The organism is Halorubellus amylolyticus (assembly GCF_034808145.1).
Classification (GTDB): Archaea; Halobacteriota; Halobacteria; order Halobacteriales; family Natrialbaceae; genus Halorubellus.
On record NZ_JAXHGM010000018.1, the window covers coordinates 1 to 1,021 of the forward strand.

1 rRNA gene is annotated in these 1,021 nt (G+C 58.5%); it reads left to right on the plus strand.

Annotated features, from left to right (window positions below):
* Positions 1-989 (plus strand): 16S ribosomal RNA (locus SM754_RS20105); the annotation flags it as partial.
* Between the last annotated feature and the right edge of the window lie 32 nt (positions 990-1,021).

Genomic DNA, 1,021 nt, shown 5'->3' on the forward strand with positions numbered 1-1,021 from the left:
AGTGATGGCCGATATTATTGGGCCTAAAGCGTCCGTAGCCAGCTGAACAGGTCCGTTGGGAAATCTGCTCGCTCAACGAGCAGGCGTCCGGCGGAAACCAGTCAGCTTGGGACCGAGAGGACCGAAGGGTACGTCTGGGGTAGGAGTGAAATCCCGTAATCCTGGACGGACCACCGATGGCGAAAGCACTTCGGTAGATCGGATCCGACGGTGAGGGACGAAAGCTAGGGTCACGAACCGGATTAGATACCCGGGTAGTCCTAGCCGTAAACGATGCTCGTTAGGTGTGGCGCAAACTACGAGTTTGTGCCGTGCCGCAGCGAAGGCGATAAACGAGCCGCCTGGGAAGTACGTCCGCAAGGATGAAACTTAAAGGAATTGGCGGGGGAGCACTACAACCGGAGGAGCCTGCGGTTTAATTGGACTCAACGCCGGACATCTCACCAGCTCCGACAGTGTGCAGTGACGGTCAGTGTGATGAGCTTACCTGAGCCACTGAGAGGAGGTGCATGGCCGCCGTCAGCTCGTACCGTGAGGCGTCCTGTTAAGTCAGGCAACGAGCGAGACCCGCACGCCTAATTGCCAGCAACACCCTTGAGGTGGTTGGGTACATTAGGTGGACTGCCGCTGCTAAAGCGGAGGAAGGAACGGGCAACGGTAGGTCAGTATGCCCCGAATGAGCTGGGCAACACGCGGGCTACAATGGTCGAGACAATGGGAAGCCACCCCGAGAGGGGGCGCTAATCTCCGAAACTCGATCGTAGTTCGGATTGCGGACTGAAACTCGTCCGCATGAAGCTGGATTCGGTAGTAATCGCGTTTCAGAAGAGCGCGGTGAATACGTCCCTGCTCCTTGCACACACCGCCCGTCAAAGCACCCGAGTGGGGTCCGGATGAGGCCACCTGACGGTGGTCGAATCTGGGCTCCGCAAGGGGGCTTAAGTCGTAACAAGGTAGCCGTAGGGGAATCTGCGGCTGGATCACCTCCACTGACCGGGACCAACCCACACGGGTTGGCCCA